The sequence below is a fragment of the Legionella sp. PC1000 genome (genome assembly GCF_014109805.1).
Lineage (GTDB): Bacteria > Pseudomonadota > Gammaproteobacteria > Legionellales > Legionellaceae > Legionella > Legionella resiliens.
The window spans coordinates 3,032,656-3,051,747 of sequence record NZ_CP059400.1 but is presented as its reverse complement, the minus strand read 5'-3'; the positions used below and the strand labels follow the sequence as shown (position 1 = coordinate 3,051,747).

Here is a 19,092-nt window from a genome sequence, read left to right as displayed (position 1 = left end):
TGATGAACTAATCAGAAACTGACTGCACCAAGCTTCATTAAAGCGTTGGATAAAGCAAGTAAAGGTAAACCTAAAACGGTATCTTCATTGCCCTGAACCTCTTTAAATAACCATTTACCTAGACTTTCATAGTGATAACCGCCACAACTATGATAGGGTTTCTCACTGTGTAAGTAAGCCTCAATGGTTTTTTCACTTAATTGGTGCAAGGTTAAGTAGGCTGTTTCATGATGTTGCCAGAGCAGTTCGCTACTTTTTGCAATGCAGAGACAGGCAATTTGCAGATGCTCTTTACCATTTAATAAACGCAGATGCTCCATGGCTGTATGATGGTTCAGGGGCTTATTCAGCAGGGTTTGTTCAAACAGACACAGTTGATCTGCTGCGATGATAAAATGTTCAGGATGGTGCTGGCTCACTTCCAAGGCTTTACTTGCTGCAAGCGCATAGCCTAATTCCAATGCGTTTTTTGACTTGAAGGATGTTTTAATTGCCTCTTCATCACAATGTGAAGGAACTACAGAAAACTCAATTCCAAGAGACTGCAATAATTTTAATCTTATTGATGAGCTTGAGGCGAGGATAATGGGTTTTTGTTGGAAAAAATTAAACATATACAGCCACCAACGCCATCAGTGTGAAGCCTATAATCACGAAGCTGAAATCTTTAAGATTACAGCAGCGCTCTACCATAACACAGCGTTCTAAACCATGTAGTGTTCCCAGGTAGAGGAATGTTCCTGCTGACGCGGCGATTAAAATTGGATCAAATAGAGAATTAGTTTCTACCTCATGACCAAAATACCATCCTAAATAGATACCCAAAGGAGTCATCAAACTGAATAAAATAAAAAAGACTAAGCTGGTGTTCATGCTCATAGAACTTTTATTTAATTGAACTGCTACTGCAAAGCTCTCTGCCCATTTATGTGTAATAATTGCAAGAAAAATCATGATAATCATGGAGTTATATTGTGCCAACCCTAAGGCAGCTCCCAACATAATAGAATGAACTGAAAGCATTCCCCATGCTAAAAGGGCAAAAGCAGGATGCTTCGTATTATGATGGTAGAGTTCTTTGCCTAAATGTTCGAACCAAAGGAAAATCAGGAATACTGCTCCAGTAATGATAAAGGCGAATGGGTAGTTGTATCCCATTTTTTTAAATAAAAAATTTGCATCTGGAAGCATATGCAATAAACCTGCTCCCAAAAATACTCCAGTAGCCAGGGTCTCTCCCACAGGAAAATCAATATGTCGATCATCTTTAATACGTTTCTTAAAGGGATACCAGCCCGCGAGTAAGATGACTACAAAAATGGAAAATGCAAAAAAAATCTTTAAACTGGTAGCTGATACCATCGTTTATCCTGTTATTTATTCTAGAATTTTATCACTAAGATTGTTGCTTGGATTATTGTAGCCTGGGTGCAACGAAGCGGAACCTGGGTTTAAGCGTGTTTATTCAACTTCGGGTTTCGCTTCGTTGCACCCAGGTTATAATAACCTCAGTCTACAACCAGACTTAATCAAATCCCGTAGTTTAGTGGTGATGCATGGCTTCATGCAAGCTAAATAAACGAACTTCTACAATCTCAGACTGTAATTTTAACGCTAAAATTACTCGATTATGCAATTCATGCCACTGAGTGAATGTTTCATCACAGACTATATCTATCCCTATTTTACCATCCAGATAATGTAAATTCCAAAATAAAATTTGGGGGAAATCAATATGTACTTCATTTAATAATAATTCGTGTAATACCCTTCTGCTGGGTAAATGCAAGGAGGGACAAAAGCGTTCGTCATCTTCAGGATCAACATGAACTATCACATCTTTGACACTTTCTATTTGATCTGTGAGCGCATGATGGACATGTTGTGCTATATAATGACCTTCAGACACCGATATTTTAGGTGAAACGAGAATATGTACATCAATTAATACATCTTCTCCCATTGAACGACTACGTAATTGATGAATTTTTTCAACCCCATCTACACTTTGAATTACTTCTTCAATCCGTGTTAATAGTTCTGGGCTGACTGCGGTGTCTACCAGCTCTTTGACGCTATTCCAGGCATAGTCCAAACCCATTTTAACAATCATGAGGCCGACAATAATGGCTGCTACGGCATCAAGAAAGATGAAACCTGAGATACTGCCAATTAAGCCTATTAAAACAACCAAAGAGGAGGCCGCATCGGAACGATGATGCCAGGCATTTGCCGTAATTAATTTGGAATTAATACGCCTTCCAATATACAGTGTGTAGTGAAATAAAATTTCATTACTCATGATGGAAATGCAAATTATGGGAAGGGTTAACCAATTTGGCACAAGATAATTGAAATGAAGCAAGTCATATATTGAATCCCAAGCAATCCCAATGCCAGCGAAAATAAGTAAAAGAGAGAGCAATAAGGTCGCTGCGGTCTCGATACGTTGATGTCCATAAGGATGACTTGCATCTGCATCAAGACTGCCATATTTCGATGCAAATAAAACCATCGCATCCGTTATGAGATCTGATAAAGAATGTACTCCATCTGCAACAAGCGCATGGGAATGGAAAAAATATCCGCCAATGAGTTTAATGACGCCAAGTAGCGCATTTGAAATAGCCCCCAAAAGGGTTACTTTTTTTGCTTGCCAATATCTGTCGTGCTGGGCCATATTGTATTTTTAAATAAGGTAGCCTGGGTCAAAGAGTGAGTTCTTGCTTTCCTCACAAAAATCCTGGGTTCAGTTTCATCTCTATTTTATTCGTCTATTTAAACATGGTTTAGAATTTTTTTATATTAAAAATTACATAAAATGGGATTGTTCCAAAATATCCTGCTGTCCTCTGAGAGGGGGAGGAATTAAGCTGATTGTACAAGGTGTTTTACATCATGTTCACAGGATTATCCACAGATTTTGTGGATAAAATAATTTAGAGGCCATAAGAACCAAAGGGGTAAAAGTCCTTATAAAATAAGGATTTTTTGAAAACTGATCGTATATTGAGCGTTTATTAAACGATATGGTAAGAGAAGTTATCCACAGGATGTGTTGTTGGAGGGCAATAAATCGACCTCACTATCTTAACAAAGAAAAAAATAAAAAACAGTCTTGACTTTGGTATTTTTAAAAATTTTTAACCTCAATTGAATTTATTTTAGAATGCTTAAAATTTACCCATAAATTCGATGAAAAAAATAAATCTAAAATTGAAGATGGCCCTCCAAAGTTAAAACTTCAAAGAACACTTTGGAAAGTTGTGAAGCAGGTACACATCAGGCTGATTGTACAAGGTGTTTTACATCATGTTCACAGGATTATCCACAGATTTTGTGGATAAATAATTTAGAGGTCATAACAGCAAAAGAGGTAAAAGTCCTTGTAAAATAAGGATTTTTTGAAAGCCGATCGCATATTGAGCGTTTATTAAACGATATGGTAAGAGAAGTTATCCACAGGATGTGTTGTTGGAGGACAATAAATTAACCTCACTATCTTAACAAAGAAAAAAATAAAAAACAGTCTTGACTTTGGTATTTTTAAAAATTTTTAAACTCAATTGAATTTATTTTAGGAGGCTTAAAATTTAGTCATAAATTCGATAAGAAAAATAAACCTAAAATTGAGGATAGCCTCCAAAGTTAAAACTTCAAAGAACACTTTGGAAAGTTGTGAATCAGGTACACATCAGGCTGATTGTATAAGGTGTTTTACATCATGTTCACAGGATTATCCACAGATTTTGTGGATAAATAATTTAGAGGCCATAACAGCTAAAGAGATAAAAGTCCTTTTAAAATAAGGATTTTTTGAAAACCGATCGTATATTGAGCGTTTATTAAACGATATGGTAAAAGAAGTTATCCACAGGATGTGTTGATGGGCGATAAATCGACCTCACTATCTTAACAAAGAAAAAAATAAAAAACAGTCTTGACTTGGCTATTTTAAAAAATATTTTTATCCTTGTAAAAATTGTTCAAAATTTCCTAACCAGCGCTGGGTGATATCACGAGCAATTTGTGGCGAGTTCTGCAAAAGTTCTTTGGCAGTAGAGGGTAAAAGAGGAAGTAGGCTTCGATCACGTTGGATATCAGCAATTTTAAATTGCCGATATCCTGTTTGACGGGTTCCAAGTACTTCTCCCGCACCCCTTAATTCCATATCTTTTTCAGCAATAATAAATCCATCATTGGTTGCACGCATTATTTTTAATCGCTCAGCACCTTGCTGTGAAAGTGGTGATTGATAAAGCAAAATACAATGGGACTGGGCGGTGCCTCTTCCTACTCGGCCGCGTAATTGATGAAGTTGGGATAAACCCAGACGCTCCGCATTTTCAATAATCATAAGACTGGCATTAGGAACATCCACCCCAACTTCAATCACTGTTGTGGCAACCAGTAAATTTATTTCGCCGCATTTAAATGCGGCCATAGTTGCTTCTTTTTCTAAAGGCTTCATCCGTCCATGCACCAAACCTACCCTGGCCCCGGGAAGTTGTTCTTGTAATGCATGTGCTGTTTCAGTAGCTGCCATACATTGTAGTTTTTCTGACTCTTCAATGAGAGTACAAACCCAATAAATTTGCCGTCCTTGGGCTATGGCAACTTGTAATCGATTGATGACTTCTTCCCGTTTACTCTGGCTTAATACAGCTGTAGCAATGGGCATACGCCCAGGGGGTAATTCATCGATAATCGAGATATCCAAATGGGCAAAGTGAGTCATGGATAGTGTTCTTGGGATAGGTGTAGCAGTCATTAATAATTGATGAGGAATGAGTTGATCCTGCTGTCCTTTTTGTTGCAAAAGCAATCTTTGCTCTACTCCAAATCGATGTTGCTCATCGATAATGACTAGGCCTAAGCGGGCAAAGTTCACTGACTCTTGAAATAAGGCATGAGTGCCAATAATCAACTGGCAGCTGTGATCAGCAAGAGCAGCAAGTGCCATACGCCGCTCGCTAAGTTTCATTTTTCCGCTGAGCCGTATTGTTTTAATTCCCAAAGGTTCAAGCCAATGGATAAGATTATTAGCATGTTGCTCGCTCAATAAATCAGTTGGTGCCATAAAGGCAACTTGTTGTCCATTAGCAATCGCTTGTAATGCTGCCAGAGCAGCAATAATGGTTTTTCCTGCTCCTACATCGCCTTGTACCAAGCGCAACATGGGTTTCGTTTGCATTAAATCTTGGCTGATCTCCTGGGCAACTCTATGCTGTGCATGGGTGAGGGGGAAGGGAAGAGAGTTTAAAAAACGTTGACTCAAGTTTTGATCTGCAGGCAATGCGACAGAGTGTAATGCATTACGTGATTCCCTGGCAAATTGCATGCTGAGACGCTGTGCTAATAACTCATCAAAAACCAACCGTTTTAGGGCAGGATGTTGACCTTCTTCGAGCGATTGCACCGAGATATCTGGAGGGGGATTATGTAATAATTGAATTGCCTCTCCCAGAGGAAAAAAATTATTGGTCCGCAATTGTTCTGCATTCATCCATTCCAATTGCTGAAGTTCCTGTTTACAACTTTTTAAGGCCACATCGACCAACTGTCTTAAACGTGTTTGACTCAAGCCTTGTGTGCTTGGATAAATTGGAGTGAGTGTTTCATTAACCTGACATTCACTTTCATCATCAAGTAACTGATATTCAGGATGAGTCATAATCAGGGTATTGTTGAATTCGCGTACTTCTCCAAATGCATGAATCATTGTGCTGTTATTTAGATTATTGATTTGATTTTTATTAAAATGAAAAAACTGCAGTTTTAGTATGCCTGTTTTATCTTCAATGTAACAATGTAACATGGCACGCTTACCGGGTTTAATTTCTGTTTTACATACTCGTCCGGCAATCACACACCAATCATTGGGACGTAAATCTTGAATAGGGGTTATTCGGGTTCTGTCTTGATAACGGTAAGGTAGGTGAAACAGTAAATCACGCACTGAGTGAATGCCACATTTGGCAAGTTTTGCTGCAAGCGTTGGTCCGATACCCGTTAGTGATTCGCAAGAGTTAGATAACACAGTATTAATGATTTTGAATGATGGTGTTTAAGTGTAACTCATAGTTAGGACAGTAACAATTTGCTGTTTTAGCAAGCCAGCAAATTGTGTGGTATGAGGATATAAAACCTTTTCATATGGCACAAAAAAGCGCATAATAGCTTCATTTTTGATGGAAACCGAGTCGCATGAAACAAACTGTAGAGCAGCTTTTAAAACACGCTTTAATGTCATTACAAAAGTCGGGCGATGTACCTCCTGATTTGGACATTGAGATTAAGGTTGAGCGTGCAAAAGATTCCGCTCATGGTGATTATGCCAGTAATTTGGCCTTAATTTTAGCAAAACCGTGCCGTCAAGCACCGCGCAAAATAGCAGAACTTTTAGTCCAGGCTCTCCCCGTTGATCCTGCTGTGGAAAAAGTAGAAATTGCTGGGGCGGGGTTTATTAATTTCTTTATACGCAGCAGTTCTCGCTCACAAATTATTGGCGAAATACTGGATAAGGAAGAGAGGTTTGGACGCAGCACGATTGGCCAAGATCAAAAAGTATTGATTGAATTTGTTTCTGCTAACCCAACAGGTCCTTTGCATGTAGGCCATGGGAGAGGTGCTGCTTTTGGTGCTACTTTGGGAAATGTCTTAAAAGCTGCCGGCTATGATGTAACATTAGAATATTATGTCAACGACGCTGGAAGACAAATGAACATTCTTGCGGCCAGTGTGTGGTTACGTTATCTGGAGCTTGCAGGTGAACCTGTTGTTATTCCTGCCAATGCATATAAAGGTGGTTATGTTTCCGAAATAGCGCAGGAATTTTGGGCTGAGCATGGTAAGGAATATGTATATCCATGGACTACTGTAACAGAAGGTTTACCCCTCGATGAGCCTCATGGCGGCGATAAAGAAGTTTATATTGATGCTTTAGTCTCTCGTGCAAAACAACTTCTAGGTATGAATGTTTTTGCCCTGTTTCATCAACATGCATTAAATACTGTTCTTGACGATATTAAAGATGATCTTGCTGAGTTTGGGGTGATATACGAGAACTGGTTCTCTGAACAATCTTTATTTGAAGATGGCTCAATTCAGAAAGGCATTCAGGCGCTAAAAGACAGTGGGCATACTTTTGAAAAAGAAGGGGCACTTTGGTTTAAAGCAACTGATTTTGGCGATGAAAAAGATCGAGTACTGGTCCGGGCTAATGGCCAAACCACTTATTTTGCTTCAGATGTTGCCTACCATTGGAATAAATATGATAGAGGATATGATCGGGTAATTGATATCTTTGGTGCAGATCATCATGGTTATATCACGCGGTTGCGTGCTGTAGTTAAGGCATTGGGGCATGATGAAAGCGCACTTGATGTATTATTGGTTCAATTTGCTATTTTATATCGTGGTTCTGAGCGGGTCCAAATGTCGACGCGCAGTGGGTCTTTTGTTACTTTAAGGGAGCTGCGCCATGAAGTAGGAAATGATGCGGCGCGTTACTTTTATGTGGCACGTAAGTCAGAACAACATATGGATTTTGATTTGGACTTGGCAAAATCGGAGTCAAGTGATAATCCGGTCTATTATATTCAGTATGCTCATGCCAGAATACGCTCTGTATTAAGACAATTAAAGGAACGAGGTTTGCTGTGGGATAAAGCAATTGGACTAAAGAATATTGATTTGTTGGATCAACCACATGAAACTCATTTGATTTCTTTAATTAGTCGATATCCGGAAATTGTGGAATTAGCGGCTGCTTGTTGTGAGCCTCATCAAGTGGCGTATTATTTACGTGAAGTAGCCAATGGCTTACATAGTTATTATAATGCTGTTCAGCTTTTGTGTGAGCAAGAGCAATTACGATGTGCACGTCTTTGCTTGCTCGAGGCGGTGCGTCAGGTATTAAAGAACGGTTTGGACTTATTGGGCGTTTCAGCTCCTGAGAGTATGTGATGACAAAAGAATATGGAAATAGGCGTTCTTCGCGGTCGCGAAGCAGTGCACCGCATCAGCTTCTAGTGAGTATGTTTACCTTTTTATTAGGTTATTTGACTGCTTCTTTTTTCGATATCGAAACCATCAGCCATTGGGTAAATTCTCAGGTTTTGGCGCATCAAGAAATAAAAAAAGAACCGGTCAAACCAGAGGCACAACAACGTACAGCAATACCGCCTAAACCAAAATTTGAGTTTTATACTCTTCTGGCTAATGAAAAAGTTCCTAATTCACAAGCCAATGCGAACTCTGCAACATCAGTTCAACCTGCTGCATCCGTAACTACTTCTACAATACCCACTACAGCTTCTACATCAACGCCCAAGACATCATCTGTCAATGTTGCTCGTGCAGCAACTACAGCCGCAGCCTCAGCAAGAACAAATAATTCTAAAGCCCAACAATATCCTGGAGCGATTAATAAAACACTTGCACCAAAATCTGTTTCTTCAACAGACAGAGGAAAGTTTTTGGTGCAAGTGGCCTCTTTTAAAGCACGCAAAGATGCAGAACAAATGAAAGGTACATTAATACTTAAAGGGTTTAGTGTATACATTGTTCCTGTAAGTCATGCTACAAAAGGTAATTGGTTTCGTGTAGTAGTAGGACCTTATCCTAATCGAGCGCTTGCTCAACAGGCCCAAATGATTCTAGCCAAAAATGAGCATCTGAATGGTATGGTTACCAGTGCAGGGTAACAGGCCCTAAATTACTATCTTGCCAGACTGGCGAAATCCAACCAGGTTGTGTTTAACGCCGAACAACTACCTGAATGTTTCCTGCATTTTTGATTGCATGAGGTTTACTAATTCCTACTGTAATTTGGGACGCTTTGAATTGTTTTTTGATTAAATCTGCGACTTCATTAGCTACTGTTTCAATGAGTTGAAATGATTTTGATTCAACATAAAGAGTCACACGATTGCAAAGTGCTTCGTAATCTATGGTTTTAGTCAAATCTTCCTGACATGAACTGAAATCGGTATCAATATTAATATCAATTAATAACTGTTGATTAATACGTTGCTCCCATTCGTAAACGCCAATTTTAGTACTTACATTCAGGGCTTTTATAATTAAAGTATCCAATGTTATTTCTACCTGCTCAAAAATGATTTATCGATTTTATCGAAATAGTTACTCCTATGTAACCCCACCCACGAGTTGAGGTTACATATAGAGCTATAGAGTGATGATCCTGTTCCTTTATTCGCTTCGGAGTCAATTTTTGCATTATTTAGAGTGGATATTACAGTAAATATGTTAGGATTAGGCATTTGATGATGTTGGGATAACATGATGTATGATCTGGATCAATCTCTATTTCTGCGTGCTCTAAGGCGACAACCTGTGGAGCGAACTCCCGTATGGATGATGCGTCAAGCGGGACGATATTTACCCGAGTATCGCAAGACCAGAGAGCAGGCGGGTGATTTTTTAAGTCTTTGCAAGAACCCTGAACTTGCGTGCGAGGTTACTTTACAGCCTTTGCGCCGTTATGCCCTGGATGCGGCTATTTTATTTTCCGATATTCTGACAATTCCTGATGCAATGGGATTAGGTTTATATTTTTCTGAAGGGGAGGGACCTTGTTTTGATCGCCCCATACACGATACCCAGGCAATTACTCACTTACAACTCCCTGAACCAGAGTCTTTAGCTTATGTAATGAATGCAGTGCGGCTCATTCGTCGAGAAATGCCAAAAGAGCTTCCTTTAATTGGTTTTGCAGGCAGCCCATGGACTTTGGCATGTTATATGGTTGAAGGCAAAAGCACTAGAGACTTTAAACGTATTTTGCATTTGCTCTATACCGAAAGTGAAGCTGCCCATATGTTGTTGCATAAATTGGCACAATCAGTAGCAAATTACCTTATTGAACAAATTAAGGCTGGTGTTAATTCAGTCATGCTTTTTGATACCTGGGGGGGAATTTTAACACCAGAAAATTATCAAAAATTTTCCCTGGAGTATATGCAGAAGATTGTACAACAAATTAAAGCACATTATCCCCACATTCCTGTTATTTTATTTACCAAGGGTGGCGGTCAATGGTTAGAAAAAATGCTGATTACGGGATGTGATGCTTTGGGAATTGATTGGACATGTGATTTGGGTGAAGCCCGTCAAAGAGTAGGTAATCAAGTCGCGTTACAGGGAAACCTTGACCCTTCTGTGTTGTTGACTTCGGAACAATGTATTCGAGAAGAAGTAAAAAAAGTATTGGCATCCTTCGGCTCAGGTTCAGGACATGTCTTCAATCTCGGCCATGGTATAACTCCTGACGTCCCCCCGGAACATGTTGCTGCCATGATTGAAGCTGTTCATGAGTTTAGTCCTTATTATCATCAAAAATGATCGGGATTGTAGCCTGGGTTTGTTGGCCTGAATCTTCTACACATCGTTGAAAAACCAGTCCAGTTCTACTTCGACTTCCCGCGGACAAGCCGCGGGGCGTAGGCATAGATGTGATTAAGATACAGGTTTGTGTACCCGGGCTTACATTAATGATTGTTTGTTAGTTGGGCATCAAAAACCTCTTCTGAGGAAGTCTTTTGTTGAGAGAAAATGCTAAACTTCATACAGTGTGTACCTAGCAAAACATGATCCTGCTCTTCTCAAGCGTCGTACCGAAGCAGGCGTATCGCATGAAAAGGAACCTGCCCAGAAAATCATTATCTTTGTCTCTATGTCACATGTATTCTGCTTGTCGTTCTGGCGTCGCTCGATGTACGCTTAGGCTGGTCGTCAGTACCATGGTACGTTTCGATCATTGGTGACGCGCTCATTGTTGTCTCATTCTATATTTTCTATCTTGTTGCAAAAGTAAACACCTATGCTGCTGCCAACATTCGTGTTGAGGAGGGACAAAAAGTGATTACGACTGGCTTATACGGATTCGTCCGTCACCCGATGTACTTCGGCGCTATATTTTTTTCATTGGCACGCCACTTGCACTGGGATCGTGGTGGACGTTGCTTTTGACTCTCATCTTCTTATTAATTCTGGTTGCCCGCATCCTCAATGAGGAGAAATACTTGCACGGGATTTGCCTGGATATACGGAGTATCAAAAAAAGTCACGACTCGACTTATACCGTTCATCTGGTAACTATGATGACTATCAATCAATAAGGCATTCTATTATTAAATTTTTTTATTACTACCCTGATTAGCCTGCATATGCGGTAAACTCAAATTCCGCTCCGAATTTTTTTGACCTATCTCTATGTTAAATAGAATGGTTTATGCCATAATGATTTTCAAGCTATGACTTTTAATATTAGGGTAGCCCCCTGCGAAGTCACTGCTCATAAATAAATTATTCAGTAATGAAAAGATGGATTCTTCTCTACGTATAATCAAAGAAATGGATGTCGTTCCTTATGATACGCTCACAAAAAATTGCTGATGAGATTCTTATTGATTTGGCTCTACAAGGTGGTGGAGCTCATGGTGCTTTTACATGGGGCGTATTAGATCGTTTGTTAGAAGAAAAGAAGCTGCGAATTGATGGTATTTCGGGTACATCGGCTGGTGCCATGAATGCTGTAGCCCTTGTTGATGGTTACACCAAAGACGGTCCTCAGGGAGCACGCAATTCACTTGAATCGTTCTGGAAGAAGATCTCCGAGGCAGCACGCTTTAGTTTTTTTCAACGCAGTCCGCTTGATATTCTTCTGGGTCAATGGTCGCTTGATCATTCTCCTTTGTTCATCACTATGGACATCATGTCTCGAGTGTTTTCTCCATACGATCTTAACCCATTAGGGATAAATCCACTCCGCGATATTTTAGCAAAAACCATTGATTTCAAACGATTGTCACAAAGTTCAATCAAATTATTCGTTACTGCGACAAACGTTAGCACTGGCAGAGGAAGAGTATTTCGCAATAACGAAATCACGCCTGAGGTACTTCTTGCATCGGCATGTCTACCTACTATGTTCAAGGCTGTTGAGATCAATGGAGAGCACTACTGGGATGGAGGGTACTCAGGAAATCCTACAATTACACCGCTTGTACGAGAATGTAAATCGCAAGATACGATTTTAGTGCAAATTAATCCTGTAACACGACTAGGTTTTCCTCAATCAGCAAAAGAAATCCTCAATCGATTGAATGAAGTTTCGTTCAACGCAGTATTACTCAAGGAACTTCGTATGATTGCTTTATTACGACAATTGGCACATCCAGATAACTCCGAAGGGGCGAAATGGGCAGGCATGCGAATACACCGGGTAAGTAGCGACATCATGCTTGAACTTGGTTCCTCCTCCAAGCTCAATGCAGAATGGGACTTTTTGCTCATGCTTCGAGATGAAGGGCGTCGGGCTGCTGAAGCTTTTCTTAAGGAGCATGCAAATGACCTTGGCCGACGTTCATCACTTGACCTCGATATATTGCTTGAGGGAGTTTAGTCTTGATTTTTCATTTCTGTATGAGTAAAAGTGGGGGCAACCTCTCTTTGAAGCAAGCGAGGTCTGCCGATTATGGCGAGTCCTTGAATAATTTAGATTTTGTGATCTTTATATTTTTGCAAGAAGACTTTCATAAAGATAATAGCCATGAATTTTAAAGAGGTGTATTTAATAGAACAAAGTTTTTTGTACAGATTCATTCCAGCCTTATAATTAAGGCTATCTGTCAATTTTAAACATACATATTGCCAAAAACCAAAAACCTTCCAATCATATTGAGAGTTATTATCGATAAATAGTAACTTATATTCTTCTTCTGAAAGTAAGCCGCTATGAATCGCAACTAATCTATAGCTAACATTGAAATTACTAATCAAGGATATATTGAGGTTATATTTGACAAGAAGTGATTTTAATTCACTCAGGAATAGGCTTCGATTGTATAATTTATCTCTGCTCTTTTCTCCTCGGGTAAGAGAGTTATTATTATCTTGGGAATAGTGGTAATATGCTTGGGGCAAAAAACTTACTTTTGGCTCATTCAAGAGCAGCTCCACCATAACTAAAATGTCTTCTCCACAGTAAACTGTTCGAGAAAAAGAAAGATTATACCTAAAATACAATTTGTGTTTTATCAAAACACCCCACACAGAACCCGGTGCTTTGAAACGCAGTATATCTTCTGCAAGAACTATTGCTTTCAATGAAGGAGAACAGCGTTGCATGTACTTATTATCTAAATAATAATCGGTTATTAAAATATCACTATTTTCTGTTGCTATCTGTTTATACATATCCAATAACATATTAGGTTCAACCCAATCATCACTGTCTATATGAGTGGAGTAAACTCCTTTAGCTTCTATAACCCCTAATTGTCGCGCGCTACCCACCCCTTCATTTTCTTTATGAAATACCCTTATCCTGCTATCCCTTTTCGCGTATTCATCACATATTTTTCCGCTATTATCTGTTGAACCATCATTAATCAACAATACCTCAAAATCAGTAAATGTTTGAGTTAAAATACCGTGCAATGTTCTTGGAAGAAGTTTCTCTGTATTATATACCGGCACTATAATTGATATTTTAGGTGTATTCATTGCTTAATTTCCTAAAACTTACTTTACTAAAAACCATTCCTCGCATGTGTTGCCTCGTTTCCTTATTTAACATAATAAAGTATCCAGAGAGCGCGGTTGAGACGGTAGAAGTTACCACCACAATAATAAATCGCAACCATCCTTCTACAAAACAATAGTGTAGATAAATGGGTATTATGGAGGCTATCAGAAGAGTTGCAAAACAAATAAAAACAACTTTAAATAAAAAACGACCGAGGGAAAATTGAGGAATTAATAAATGAGTCATAATTAAAGATGCAGCAAAGTAAAATACAAATAAAATAGTATTAACTATAAATGGTACTATTGGTGAATATCCTGCTTTCAATAAAAAATAGGAAATGGGTATTACTAATAAATAAATACTACCCGAAATAAAACTAAATGATCTTATCTGTCCTGTTGCATGAATAGCAAATATAAGCACAAAAAACATGGATGCTTGCAAACTATTTATGTAGTTTAATTGGCAAAATAGTACAGTATACTCAGGTACATTTGTTAACCAAAAATGGAGTATAAAGTGATTCTCAATAATAAGAGGAAGGGATGTAAAAAAAAGAAGAAAGAATGAGATTTTAGCTGAATTAATTATCAAGTGCTCCATTCTTTCTATTTCATTTGCAGCATAATATTTCACTATTCGCGGGCGAACTGCTGCTAGAAAGTTTCCTGAAAAATTGATTATCGCGCTATCAACTAGAGTAGCTATGCTGTATGCGGAATTTACTGCCACACCAAAGTATAAGTTGAAAAGTATATTTATACCCTGTAATTTTGTTACAACAGCCATATTGCCGTATAAATCCCAAACAGAAAACTTTAACATTGGATAGATAATTTCCTTCTCCCATCTCAATTTATATCGGCACGCTGAGAAGTTTTTCACACAATAAAACTTATATACCAATGTAATAAAAGATGACACGCCCAGGAGCAGCGCAGCATATAAAATTAATTTATCAAAACTACCAACTACTGACAAAAAGTAAACAGCTAATAATTGTAATGTATAATTTAATATTTCTATGTATGCATACACATTCATCCTTTCATGTGCAATAATCATAGCGCTATACGGTACTTGAATTACGGAAATCATTATACTGATAATAGATAATTGGAATACCCAATTTGCAGCAGGTATACGTTCTATAGGAATAACAATTTTATTTCCCAATCCCCATAATCCTACCGTTTCAGTTAATATAAATATAATACCCGCAATCAATATATGAATAGTTAATGCTGCGGAGAAAATTTTTTTCAATTTTTCTTTACTACTACATCCTAATTCAAAGGTCAGAAAACGCGAAGTGGCGCCATTTATCGAGTTTTTGAGAAAAGAAAATAATACTGCTATCCCGGACACTACTCCATAAATCCCATAATCAGAAATACCTAAAGTATTCAATACTACATGCAAAGTGTACAAATTAACTGCCATAGAAAATAGCATTCTGAAATAGAGGAAAAGCGTATTCATCGTAATTATTTTTGAGTCTGAAGTGAAGCTCATTGTTAAAAGAGTCCTCTATGATGAAGGTGATAGAGGGGCATTGTTCTAGAACCCCATATCTTGTGAGGACTATTATAATCCTCTCTATGAAAATGGCGCCATTTGAAATCAAAGAATTTTTTGAATCATGAAAGGCAGCTGTGTCTTTATTTTTTGCAATGCGACTTGATAAGAAATTGAAAATAGGCCGGATGTAGCACCATCTTGAATTTACGGTCAAAACAGTTGCTACTTGATTTCTATTAAGAAAGGTTAGGAAGTACCAATCTCTTGGCAAATAGAGCGTTATTCATTCCTAAACTGCCTACTCAATTGAATGGCCATTTCTATTGACTGTTCATAGTTGAGTCGGGGATCAACCAGACTATGATAGGCTTTTTTCAGATCATCAGGTGCTAATCCGCGAGCACCGCCAATACATTCGGTAACATTATCACCCGTAAGTTCAAAATGAACACCACCTAGATAACTACCCATATTGCGATGAATTTCCAAAGCTTGTTTTAGTTCTAAAAGGATGTTATCAAAGTGACGTGTTTTGATGCCATGTGTTGTAGTTTCTGTATTACCATGCATGGGATCACAGGACCAGGTGACTGGGATTTTTGTTTTTCTCACTGCCTCAATAAGAGGGGGAAGCAGTTTATCTATATGTCGTGCTCCGAGTCGGGTAAACAACAAAAGACGTCCCTCTTCGCGCTGGGGATTCGCTCTGTTCAATACTTCTTCCAGCCATTCGGGAGTGGCCCCCGGACCGATTTTGATACCAATAGGATTTTCTACGCCACGTAAAAATTCCAAATGCGCGCTGTCAGTTTGTGCGGTGCGCATACCAATCCACGGGAGGTGAGTAGAAAGGTTATACCATAAACCATCTTCCATTTGCCGTGTCAATGCTTGTTCGTAATGCAAATGCAATGCTTCATGAGAAGTATAAAAATCGACTTTAGATAAATTACTGGATTGTATTCCACCAATAGTATCTAAAAAGTCCAACGCATCGGCAATTGATTTAACTAGAGTCTGGTATTCTTCCTTTTGCTTTGAATGCTCAACAAAACTTAAATCCCACTGCTGGGGGTGATTAAGGCTAGCAAAACCACTATCGAGCAAACTACGTATAAAATTTAAGGTAATCGCTGAGCAGTTGTAGGCTTGCAACAATAATTTAGGGTTAGGTTCTCGTGCTTCCTGGGTAAATTCTGGAGAATTGACCAGATCGCCACGATAACTGGGTAAAGTAACGCCCTCAATTGTTTCATAATCCGAAGAACGGGGTTTTGCATATTGACCAGCGATGCGTCCCACACGGATAATGGGCTTTCTTAAGCCATGCAATAAAATCAAACTCATCTGTAAAATGATTTTTAATTTATTACTAATAATTTCCGAACGACAGTCATTAAATGATTCAGCACAGTCACCCCCTTGAAGAATAAAGGCTTCCCCACGTCCAGCACGTGCAATTTCTTTTTTTAAATTGTTTACTTCACTACTGGTAACGAGTGGAGGTAAAAGGCTCAGTTGATCTACAATTTTATTTAACTGTTCATTATCAGAATAAGTTGCAGCTTGTAAATACGAGTACTGGAGCCAAGACGTAGGCGACCATTTTTGCATAAAAAAACCTATGTAACTTTTTTGAGTCTAAGTATGGAATAAATGAACACATACTGCAAGCGAACTGCGCCTTTAAACTAATTTTTGCATAAACCAAATAACATACAATAAGTTCTTGTATTATTCAATTAATGTATTTTTTATCTATAAGTCGATTATTTTAAATTAGTACTTTGTTAGAGTCTGTTATAGACCCTGGGCTTTCAACTAATAATTCTTAAATTTCATAGAGAATATTGCCTGGGTTCATTATTGAAAATATCAGCGAATACTTCATTCGTACTTCGAGTCCCAGATTGAATCGCATCACGATATTGAGGCGGTGTCATCATCTATGAGTTCTCCCTTTGTTGTGTGCATTTAATAATCATTTTAATGGTGTTGAAATGAGACAGTATGAGCAATAAATCGCCTATAATAATAGTGATTGGTTTAATATCCAGAGAGTGTGAAAATGAGTCAAGACAAGCAAGATAAGACTGACGAAAAAGGGCAATTTAACCGTACAATCAAGGGCGATTATAATATTATTCTCAAAAGAATGGATGATGATAGCCCATTGGATTCTAAGAGTCTTTTGGAGCTTTCAGAGAAAAACGGTCATGCTCCTATATTGATTATTCAAAATAATCAATTAAAAATATTTGGATATAAACCTAGAAGTAATGTGGCGCCTGGTGATTGGCATCTTCGAACACTTTATTTTTCAGATAACTTAAAAGACCCTATTATTCAAAAAGCGTGGACTCAGAATATGATTAAATTTTCGGAATTGGATCCGAAAATGCAGGAAATAATCGCTAATAATCATCAGGAAATACAAACACGAAGAAGACGGGTTCCCACTTTAACTGATGAACACATCATTGAGGATATAAAAAAGGGACGTAGTCTAAGCCCACTACACAAACAAGCACGCCAGCAGCATTTTTTTTATGAGGCTTCGTTGAGAACCCAAAAGGAGCTATCATACTATGCAGTCAGTGGAGGATTTAAAGTACCCTATGTTGTAGCAATACAAGGTACAAACTATAAAGTACGTAGTGCGGCAAAAGTTATTGCTGAATTAAGGTCAAAGGGAAAAAGCGGGCCTGAGAGCCCTTCTCAAAGGGAGCATTCTGAAAATAGAAGTAAGGTTGGAACTCATATTCCTGCTTGTGTACAGAAGTTTGATCCGAATGATAATCATACGCTTTTTATACCTCTTGAAGGGCAAACGAAAGAGAATAAAATACAACAATCTCTCGACATGAGACTTGGTGGACCGTTAAAAGGTTTATTGCGATCGTGTGGGAATAATGGACAGCTTGAGGCCTTTCTTGGGCCTACTGAAGATATGATAGGTTTTTATAAAGACAGAGGTTTTGATTTAGTCGAGGAAATATGGTTCCCTTCCACAGGAAGATATTATTCATTCATTAATAAAGAAACGGGTGATTTTATAATTACATTGGCGGGCCTCCAAAGCCAAGCCAATTTAATTTCACAATTACTCACGCTTAAAATGGCAGGGGTTAATGTTGATAAGGTCAAAGTGTATGGAGACACTCAGAGTATCGAGCATGATATCACTCAAGATATCTTAAATTTCAAAGAAAAACTCTTATCATCAGGTATTAATTTAGAAAAGCAAAATACAGCGCTTGTTATTGCAGGAAATGGGGGAATTTTAGGGAGAGAGATTGAACGCTTAGATGAAGACATTGATGTCGATGGCCAAATAAAATCGGAGCCTGGAAGTAAGTGTGCAATGACCTTTTACCCCACTAAAGGAGCCAAAGGCGGTGTGGTGGGTATAATTAATTTAAGTATGCCCTATGGAGAAGTAATGGGACCCATGATGACCGATATGGCGGAACACTTGCATGTACGTGAGGTATTTTTGGCGGGAATAGGAGGGGCAATTGGTCGCAGAGAGGAAAAATTGGAAGAAGACGTAGTAGAGCAGCATATTGGAACTTATCATGTTTTTTTTACAACGACTAATCCTGAAACAGGAGCACGATATACACTGGAGGATACAGAAGTAATCATGCCGCCTATCGATCAGAAAGGCAAAGGATGGCTTAATGATGAGTCCGTTGGATTACATGTTCATGTCGATTCACCATTTATAGAAACTTTTGGTTGGCTTGAAGAACGAATGGATGAAGGGTGTACTATGGTTGATTGTGAATCCCATTTTGCTATTGAACGAATTAAAAAGTGGAATGAAGACCATCCTGAAGATAAGATACGTATTATGCCTGGTCTTCTTGTATCAGATTATGTGGGTCATAAATCACTTGGGGCTTTGACACCAGATACCTGCAAGCATGTTAAACCGTTTCTAGAGCATTTTGTCGAAAGAATAAAAGAACCTCGGGAAGAACTAACAACATCGTTCAAGGTACTATAAT

At 38.5% G+C, this 19,092-nt stretch carries 14 protein-coding genes; 6 read left to right on the top strand and 8 right to left on the bottom strand.

What is annotated here, in order from left to right; translation table 11 throughout:
* Positions 1-11 precede the first annotated feature (11 nt).
* The 4 genes from FOLKNPGA_RS13310 to recG form a co-directional block, all read right to left on the bottom strand.
* Positions 12-614: a nucleoside triphosphate pyrophosphatase gene (locus FOLKNPGA_RS13310; protein ID WP_182350355.1), complete on the bottom strand. Its 603-nt coding sequence runs from the start codon at positions 612-614 to the stop codon at positions 12-14.
* Entirely contained in the window at positions 607-1,362 is a 756-nt protein-coding gene (locus tag FOLKNPGA_RS13305; protein WP_182350354.1) for a ZIP family metal transporter, read from the bottom strand. Before FOLKNPGA_RS13305 ends, FOLKNPGA_RS13310 begins: the two co-directional genes overlap by 8 nt.
* Positions 1,363-1,543: 181 nt before the next feature.
* Positions 1,544-2,680 carry a cation diffusion facilitator family transporter gene (locus FOLKNPGA_RS13300; RefSeq protein WP_182350353.1) on the bottom strand — a complete coding sequence of 379 codons (1,137 nt, stop codon included), beginning with the start codon at positions 2,678-2,680 and terminating at the stop codon, positions 1,544-1,546.
* A gap of 1,287 nt (positions 2,681-3,967) precedes the next feature.
* The gene (gene recG / locus FOLKNPGA_RS13295) at positions 3,968-6,040 is read right to left on the bottom strand and encodes an ATP-dependent DNA helicase RecG (protein ID WP_182350352.1); all 2,073 of its coding nucleotides are present in this window, start codon (positions 6,038-6,040) and stop codon (positions 3,968-3,970) included.
* 167 nt (positions 6,041-6,207) lie between these two features.
* On the opposite strand from recG, the gene argS reads away from it, so the two are divergent.
* Positions 6,208-7,968: an arginine--tRNA ligase gene (gene argS, locus FOLKNPGA_RS13290; RefSeq protein ID WP_182350351.1), complete on the top strand. Its 1,761-nt coding sequence runs from the start codon at positions 6,208-6,210 to the stop codon at positions 7,966-7,968.
* The gene (locus FOLKNPGA_RS13285) at positions 7,968-8,708 is read left to right on the top strand and encodes an SPOR domain-containing protein (RefSeq protein ID WP_182350350.1); all 741 of its coding nucleotides are present in this window, start codon (positions 7,968-7,970) and stop codon (positions 8,706-8,708) included. The genes argS and FOLKNPGA_RS13285 overlap by 1 nt, the downstream gene beginning before the upstream one ends.
* A gap of 52 nt (positions 8,709-8,760) precedes the next feature.
* Here FOLKNPGA_RS13285 and folB read toward each other — a convergent pair whose 3' ends face one another.
* Complete coding sequence (folB, locus tag FOLKNPGA_RS13280) at positions 8,761-9,099, bottom strand: dihydroneopterin aldolase (RefSeq protein ID WP_182350349.1); 339 nt, start codon at positions 9,097-9,099, stop codon at positions 8,761-8,763.
* 210 nt (positions 9,100-9,309) lie between these two features.
* Between folB and hemE the strand changes: the two genes are divergently transcribed.
* The 3 genes from hemE to FOLKNPGA_RS13265 all read left to right on the top strand — a co-directional run bounded on the left by hemE (position 9,310) and on the right by FOLKNPGA_RS13265 (position 12,430).
* Positions 9,310-10,368, top strand: a complete 1,059-nt coding sequence (hemE, locus tag FOLKNPGA_RS13275) for a uroporphyrinogen decarboxylase (RefSeq protein ID WP_182352869.1) — start codon at positions 9,310-9,312, stop codon at positions 10,366-10,368.
* A 342-nt stretch (positions 10,369-10,710) separates the two neighbouring features.
* Entirely contained in the window at positions 10,711-10,995 is a 285-nt protein-coding gene (locus tag FOLKNPGA_RS19230) for an isoprenylcysteine carboxylmethyltransferase family protein (protein ID WP_370529207.1), read from the top strand.
* 400 nt (positions 10,996-11,395) lie between these two features.
* Positions 11,396-12,430: a patatin-like phospholipase family protein gene (locus FOLKNPGA_RS13265; protein WP_182350348.1), complete on the top strand. Its 1,035-nt coding sequence runs from the start codon at positions 11,396-11,398 to the stop codon at positions 12,428-12,430.
* Positions 12,431-12,522: 92 nt separating this feature from the next.
* On the opposite strand, the gene FOLKNPGA_RS13260 is transcribed toward FOLKNPGA_RS13265, so the two are convergent.
* The 3 genes from FOLKNPGA_RS13260 to FOLKNPGA_RS13250 all read right to left on the bottom strand — a co-directional run bounded on the left by FOLKNPGA_RS13260 (position 12,523) and on the right by FOLKNPGA_RS13250 (position 16,693).
* Positions 12,523-13,533 carry a glycosyltransferase gene (locus tag FOLKNPGA_RS13260; RefSeq protein ID WP_182350347.1) on the bottom strand — a complete coding sequence of 337 codons (1,011 nt, stop codon included), beginning with the start codon at positions 13,531-13,533 and terminating at the stop codon, positions 12,523-12,525.
* Positions 13,520-15,001, bottom strand: coding sequence for a polysaccharide biosynthesis protein (locus tag FOLKNPGA_RS13255; RefSeq protein WP_182350346.1), 1,482 nt, complete (start codon positions 14,999-15,001; stop codon positions 13,520-13,522). The genes FOLKNPGA_RS13260 and FOLKNPGA_RS13255 overlap by 14 nt, the downstream gene beginning before the upstream one ends.
* Before the next feature lie 357 nt (positions 15,002-15,358).
* Entirely contained in the window at positions 15,359-16,693 is a 1,335-nt protein-coding gene (locus FOLKNPGA_RS13250; RefSeq protein WP_182350345.1) for a 3-deoxy-7-phosphoheptulonate synthase class II, read from the bottom strand.
* A 454-nt stretch (positions 16,694-17,147) separates the two neighbouring features.
* On the opposite strand from FOLKNPGA_RS13250, the gene FOLKNPGA_RS13245 reads away from it, so the two are divergent.
* On the top strand, positions 17,148-19,091 hold the full coding sequence (locus FOLKNPGA_RS13245) for a hypothetical protein (RefSeq protein ID WP_182350344.1): 1,944 nt from the start codon (positions 17,148-17,150) through the stop codon (positions 19,089-19,091).
* Position 19,092 lies beyond the last annotated feature (1 nt).